Source organism: Algoriphagus sp. (assembly GCF_046296635.1).
Classification (GTDB): domain Bacteria; phylum Bacteroidota; class Bacteroidia; order Cytophagales; family Cyclobacteriaceae; genus Algoriphagus.
Window position 1 is genome coordinate 33,873 of the sequence record NZ_JBKBKZ010000033.1, and the last position, 6,000, is coordinate 39,872.

At 44.6% G+C, this 6,000-nt stretch carries 5 protein-coding genes; 1 reads left to right on the forward strand and 4 read right to left on the reverse strand.

Going from position 1 to position 6,000, the window contains the following annotated elements:
- Positions 1–58 precede the first annotated feature (58 nt).
- Positions 59–1,360: a DUF6090 family protein gene (locus tag ACK4HU_RS19320; protein WP_409809368.1), complete on the forward strand. Its 1,302-nt coding sequence runs from the start codon at positions 59–61 to the stop codon at positions 1,358–1,360.
- A 207-nt stretch (positions 1,361–1,567) separates the two neighbouring features.
- Here ACK4HU_RS19320 and ACK4HU_RS19325 read toward each other — a convergent pair whose 3' ends face one another.
- The 4 genes from ACK4HU_RS19325 to ACK4HU_RS19340 all read right to left on the reverse strand — a co-directional run bounded on the left by ACK4HU_RS19325 (position 1,568) and on the right by ACK4HU_RS19340 (position 5,707).
- On the reverse strand, positions 1,568–1,747 hold the full coding sequence (locus ACK4HU_RS19325) for a hypothetical protein (RefSeq protein ID WP_409809369.1): 180 nt from the start codon (positions 1,745–1,747) through the stop codon (positions 1,568–1,570).
- A gap of 53 nt (positions 1,748–1,800) precedes the next feature.
- Entirely contained in the window at positions 1,801–2,103 is a 303-nt protein-coding gene (locus ACK4HU_RS19330; RefSeq protein WP_409809370.1) for a helix-turn-helix domain-containing protein, read from the reverse strand.
- A complete protein-coding gene (locus ACK4HU_RS19335; RefSeq protein ID WP_409809371.1) occupies positions 2,087–2,431 on the reverse strand; it encodes a type II toxin-antitoxin system RelE/ParE family toxin in 345 nt (114 codons plus the stop codon). Before ACK4HU_RS19335 ends, ACK4HU_RS19330 begins: the two co-directional genes overlap by 17 nt.
- A gap of 138 nt (positions 2,432–2,569) precedes the next feature.
- Positions 2,570–5,707 carry a VPS10 domain-containing protein gene (locus ACK4HU_RS19340; RefSeq protein WP_409809372.1) on the reverse strand — a complete coding sequence of 1,046 codons (3,138 nt, stop codon included), beginning with the start codon at positions 5,705–5,707 and terminating at the stop codon, positions 2,570–2,572.
- Positions 5,708–6,000 lie beyond the last annotated feature (293 nt).

The following is a 6,000-nucleotide window of genomic DNA, read 5'->3' on the forward strand; positions in this document are numbered from 1 at the left end:
ATGCTGCTAAAGAAGGAAAGACATGATTAGCCTATTTCGAAAATTTCGATACGAATTGATGAATAAAATTAAGACCGGTAAGCCTGCATCGCCGGTAGGCAAGTATCTGAAATATGCTTTTGGAGAGATTATTCTCGTGGTAATCGGTATCCTTATCGCTATCCAAATCAACAATGCCAATCAATCGCGGAAGGATCGGGAAGCTTTGGATGGCTATCTCAACAGTATTGCCCAAAACCTGGAAAGCGATCTGAAAAAAGCAGAGAAGATCAATGAAACCCGCTTGGAGCTTTTTCCCAAAATCTCGACCGTCCCTAGACGGATGGCTCCCGACTACTATCAAACCCTTTCGGAAGTGTATGGGCAGACCATTTCGGCAGACCAACGCTATAGCTTGGAAAACCTAGATTTCATGTCCCAGACCATCAATGCTGCTTGGAAAAAAATTTACTTGACTCCTAATCTCAGCGGATTTGAATCGTTGAAGAGCTCAGGTTACTTAGGTCAGCTTCAGGGCACTGATTTAGAAAAATTGCTTTTCGATTACTATAACTTACTGGAAGAGTTAACCACCCTGGAGAATAATTATAACGCCAGTCTTCAAAGCTCATATGATGATTTCATCAGTGCAGATCTTGCTGGAACCTTTGCTTTTTTTTCGCCTGGTACTCGAGAATGGAACAGGGAGTTAGGAGGGAGGCTACCCGCTATGGTGGATGAGATTATTGAGCACCCTACCTTATTTGCAATATTTTATTGGCCCTATGAACTCCTTGAAAAATACGAAAACCTCCTGATCAAGGGTCGTGCATTGCATGAAATGATTCTCTCTAAAGAAAAAGACTATACCGAGGAAATCAAAGAACAACTCGCACAGGTGTTTGATGAATATGGCGATTTGCCCTATCCTCTAGTACTAAGAGGTGGCTACACTAGCCGTTATTATGATTATGCCGTGGCTAGTGCATTTAATAACAAGGGAGTAAATCTTCAATTCATGGGAACCCACACGACGGTGCAGTTTCGCGAGCAGCCTTGGGCGGTAGCCTACTGGTATTTGGGAAATGGGTTAGTAGACCCAAATCGTGTGAAAGATTTTTCGAAGTTTAAGACCCTTCGGCTCAAGCTTAGAGGAGTGAAAGGAGGGGAGAAAATAGCGATAAGCCTGAAAGATAAATCCAACCCCTTAGATGGGAGCGAAACCAAGATACCGCTGACCTTGACCAATGAGTGGCAAACCTTTGACATCCCGCTCAGCAGTTTTTCTCCTACCCGTATGGAGGAGCTATTTAACGTTGCTTCGTTTATCGTAGAAAATCAAGGTTTTGCGATAGAAGTGGAGACGATTGAGTTTTTGTAGAAATCACATTTGGGATACAATCAAAAAACAAATCATTTCTACACAATAATTTCTAACTTATTCCTCAACGATACCTATTCTCCTCTAGGAGTAGTTGCCTTCTTTTTGTCCCGAAGTTCAATTGGACGGTGGGTGTAGTCCGCGATAGCTATCGGGAGCAACTACACCCAAATAACCTTACCAAATTACAACTGGCCAACTCTTTCATCACTTCACAAACAACACCCCAACACCCTTTTCACTTGCCAATTTATTAAATGTCGGTACGGCGTTTTCGATAAGTAATTTACCTTCTGTTTCCAGTGGCTTCCACTGGTCTAAAAGTTCAGAATAGCGGGCTTTGGTGCCTTCGTTGATCTTTGGAATGCTGCTTTCGCCATGGTTCATCCTAAATATAAAGTTGGCGGTGAACTTGTTGGGGAAGTTTACAATACTGTAAATTAAAGTTTTATTGAAAGCTCAAGTTGTCCTCCTAATCCCAATTCCACGATTTTTTGCAGAGTTGAAATTCGGACTTCTTTAAGATTATTCTCGATCTTAGATATGTATCCTTTATTAGTGCCACACTTTTCCGCAAGCTCTTCCTGTGTCATTCCCTTTTGCAGTCTTGCCTGTTGGATTAAAAAGCCAATTTTAAAGGATTCATAGCCTTTTTCAAATTTATCTCGTTTAGCTGTCCCTTTTGGACCGTATTCTTCATCTATAAATTGATCCAGTGTTTTTAGGTTAGTTGCCTTGCTCATATTCCTTTTTGATTTTTAGTGCTTTTTCAATTTCTGTTTTAGGTGTTTTTTGAGTCTTTTTTTGAAAGCCATTTGCTAAAACCACAAGTTTGCCTACATCAAAAAAGCAGAAAATGCGAAAGATTTCACTCCCTTGCTGGACTCGGATCTCATAAAGTCCTTCCGTTCCTTCCAAATGCTTGAAATATTCGGTCGGGATTTGTTTCAGAGTTTCTATAATCCGTAAAGTCCATAATATCTTTTCCTTTACTTTTTCCTTTTGCTCTTTGTAAAAGTCAGAAAAGTGATTTTTGTAAATCGTAATTGTTCTAAGTTTTACCTCACTCATACGCTACATAATTAAAAAAAGTTGTTCAATCGGACAACATTTCATTTATTAAATTTATTAAAAATTTTGCTCAAGTCTAAACCTTATCAAAACAGAATTTCTAGACTTGAGCAAATTTGTAAATTTGTATTTTCAAATTTACTTCACAAACAACACCCCAACGCCCTTCTCACTTGCCAACTTATTAAATGCCGGTACGGCGGTTTCGATCAGTCTTTTGCCTTCTGTTTCCAAGGGTTTCCATTGTTCCAGCAGTTCAGTGTAGCGGGCTTTGGTGCCTTCGTTGATCTTGGGAATGCTGCTTTCTCCATGGTTCATCATAAACATAAAGTTGGCGGTGAACTTGTTGGGGAAGTTTTCCACGTCGTCGTAGGCGGTTGATTTGCGCTGCACCATATCCTCATCCCAAGCCTGGATTTCTTTGATCAGGCTTTCTGCAGCTGTTTTAAGGTCTTTGTATTCTTTTTTGTCACCCAGCTTTTTGACCAGTTCTTCGAGTTGGTCTTGGTAGGTTTTGGCTGTGTTGACCATCGTGTGCATGGTAGTGACTTCGCTTTCGAGCCTGGACATCCAGCTATGGTAGGCTTGGTAATCAGCAGGAGTCAGGTTGTAAGCAGGAATATCCTTGATTTCGCCTTTGGCTTCTGCTGTGATTCCTCCTCCGCTGAGGCGAAGTGTGTAAGTGCCCGGAATTGCTTTGTGCCCGGAATAGCTTGACTCGATGTAGGCGCCATTCACACCTGGGACAGTTGGATAGCGTAGGTTCCACGCAAATCGATTAACACCCTTGCGGGTGGAAATCGTAGGTTCCGGAGATGGTCCACCTTCCCAAGGGGTAAAGTCTGTATCCTTTTTGGAACTAATCTTTCGCACGAGTTTGCCTCCAGCATCCAAGACTTCCAAAGTCAGTTCGGTGCTGTCTGCAAAGCTCTCCGGCAAGTGGTAGTGGATCACCATACCATTGGCAGGATTATGTCCTTGGAAGGGATGCATTCCTGTGAATTTATCCAGATTCCCACCGTTCATGCTTGAATACCAATTACCTAAAAGTGCCACTTCTGGGGTGTAAAGTTTGATTTGATCGACTTTTGGCTGGAGCTCACGCACAGCATTAAGTTCGTCGAGAATCCAGTAGGAGCGACCTGATGTCGCGACGATCAGATCATCATGGGCTACTTTCAGATCAGTAATCGGTGTCAGAGGAAGGTTGAGCTGAAACGAATTCCAATTGGCGCCACCGTCCTTCGAAATGTACATTCCTGTTTCAGTTCCGGCGAAAAGCAAGTTTTTCACCTTCGTATCTTCTCGTACCACTCGGGTGAATGCTCCAGTAGGAATGCCTTTGGAGATATTCGTCCATGTCTTTCCGTAGTCCGTGGTTTTGTATAGCCCCGGCGTGTAATCATTGAATTTGTAGCGGGTAGTAGCGATGTAAGCCGTCGCCGGATCATGTGGAGACACTTCAATCGCATTGACCAAGCATTCAGCAAGACTTTTTGGTGTGACATTGGTCCAGGTTTTACCATTGTCTCGGGTGAGTTGGACAAGTCCATCGTCGCTTCCAGTCCATATGAGTCCGGCTTCGTGAGGACTTTCGATCACATAGGACAAGGTGCCGTAGTTCTCTGCGCCCACGGCTTCATTCGTGTATGGTACGCCGCCTTTTCCTTGCTTTTCCTTTTCATTTCGGGTCAGATCGGGAGAGACTTCCGTCCAGGTTTGGCCCCAATCCTGAGTTTTTAGCAGGACTTGGGCACCATGATAAAAGGTGTTTGGTTCGTGCTGTGACCAGATGATCGGCGCATTCCAATTGAAGCGGTACTTCATGTCTTTGGCATCCATGCCGAGGTATTGGATTGGCGCTGCCATGATATTAGTCGAACCCTTAGACTCCATGTCCAGCACCTCAATCGTACCCTGATAGCTACCTCCAAGGACATATCTCGGATCATCGGGATCAAAAGCCAAGAAGGCACTTTCCCCACCAGCGGAGTAGTTCCAGTGCTCCTGAGTAATCCCGCCACGACCCAAAGCCATGCTTGAAATCACGACCGAAGTATTGTCTTGCTGACCGCCATAGATTCGGTAGGGAAACTGGTTGTCAGTATTTATCCGGTACATCTGGGCGGTTGGCATATTGTTTTGGGTAGACCAAGTTTTTCCGCCGTTGAAAGAGATCGAACCTCCGCCGTCATCAGCGAGGATCATATTGTTGGCGTTTTTGGGATTGATCCAAAGGTCATGATAGTCACCGTGTGCGCCGTCGATGTCCTCGAAGGTTTTTCCTCCATCGATGGAAACCAAAAATGGCGCGCTTTGCACATAGACTTTGTGCTCATTGATCGGATCAGCGAAGACCTCGATATAGTACCAAGCGCGCTGCGTGAGTCGGTTGCTTTTGTTGATCAACGTCCAGCTTTCTCCCGCATCGTTAGAAACGAAAAGTCCTCCAAGATCCTTTTCGGTGTCGCTTTCGATGAGTGCATAAACTTTGTTGGAATTTGCTCGGGAGACGGAAATGCCCATTTTTCCTTTCTCTTCAGGCAGTCCTTTGTGGATTTTCTTCCAGGTTTTGCCTGAGTTGGTGGATTTGTAGAGTCCCGAACCTGGACCGCCTGACTTAACCTGCCAAGGGAAACGCTGATGCTCCCACATGGCTGCGTAAAGGATCTCGGGATAGTTCATATCCATGGACAGCTCCACAGCTCCGGTCATGTTGTCTACGAAAAGCACTTTTTCCCATGTTGCGCCTCCGTCGATGGATTTGTAAACGCCTCGATCTTCATTGGGAGCGTGAAGTGCTCCCTGAGCTGCGACGAAAAGAACATCGGGATTGCTTGGGTGAATTTGGATTCGGGAAATGTGCTGGGTTTTCTCCAAACCGAGTTTTTTCCAGGTTTTGCCGGCATCGGTGGATTTGTACATGCCATCGCCGTAGGAGGTCATTACGCCACGAGGTGCATGTTCCCCCATGCCGACATAGACGATGTTGGGATTGCTTTCGGCAACAGCCACAGCACCCACCGAACCCGTAGTGAAAAATCCATCGGAGATGTTCTCCCAATGCTGTCCCGCGTCTGATGTTTTCCAGACTCCTCCTCCTGTGGTGCCAAAGTAGTAGGTCAGCGGATCATTGACCACGCCTGTGGCCGCAACAGATCGACCGCCACGAAAGGGACCGATGTTTCGGTACTTGAGTGGGAGGGAGGAATCGAAGGTTTGGGAATAGACAGAGAAGCTGCTGAGTAGCAGCAGGAGGGATACAAATCGTTTCATTTTCAATCGGTGGTTTTGAAACGATAAGATATGGAAAAGGCGAAAGAAGTCAATATTGTCCGGTGTCAGATAACCGAAGTCAGATGATTGCTCCGATCAACATTTAACCATTAAGGCATTAAGGGAATTAAGGATTGAAGTTTTTAGCGGTTTAAGGTAAAGCAATCTTAATGCTCTCAATTTCTTAATGTTTTAAAAAGAGAAAATTTAGAAATAACGAAAGAATTCAGAGTAAAAAAATGTCCGGTGTCGGATGCCGGATGTCCGGTGATTCCTCCGATCAAAATCATTTT

What these genes read in the sequence shown, in the direction of transcription:
- ACK4HU_RS19335 (WP_409809371.1), bottom strand. Translation starts at nt 2,431, where the DNA reads ATGAGTGAGGTAAAACTTAGAACAATTACGATTTACAAAAATCACTTT.
- ACK4HU_RS19325 (WP_409809369.1), bottom strand. Translation starts at nt 1,747, where the DNA reads ATGAACCATGGCGAAAGCAGCATTCCAAAGATCAACGAAGGCACCAAA.
- ACK4HU_RS19330 (WP_409809370.1), bottom strand. Translation starts at nt 2,103, where the DNA reads ATGAGCAAGGCAACTAACCTAAAAACACTGGATCAATTTATAGATGAA.
- ACK4HU_RS19340 (WP_409809372.1), bottom strand. Translation starts at nt 5,707, where the DNA reads ATGAAACGATTTGTATCCCTCCTGCTGCTACTCAGCAGCTTCTCTGTC.
- ACK4HU_RS19320 (WP_409809368.1), top strand. Translation starts at nt 59, where the DNA reads ATGAATAAAATTAAGACCGGTAAGCCTGCATCGCCGGTAGGCAAGTAT.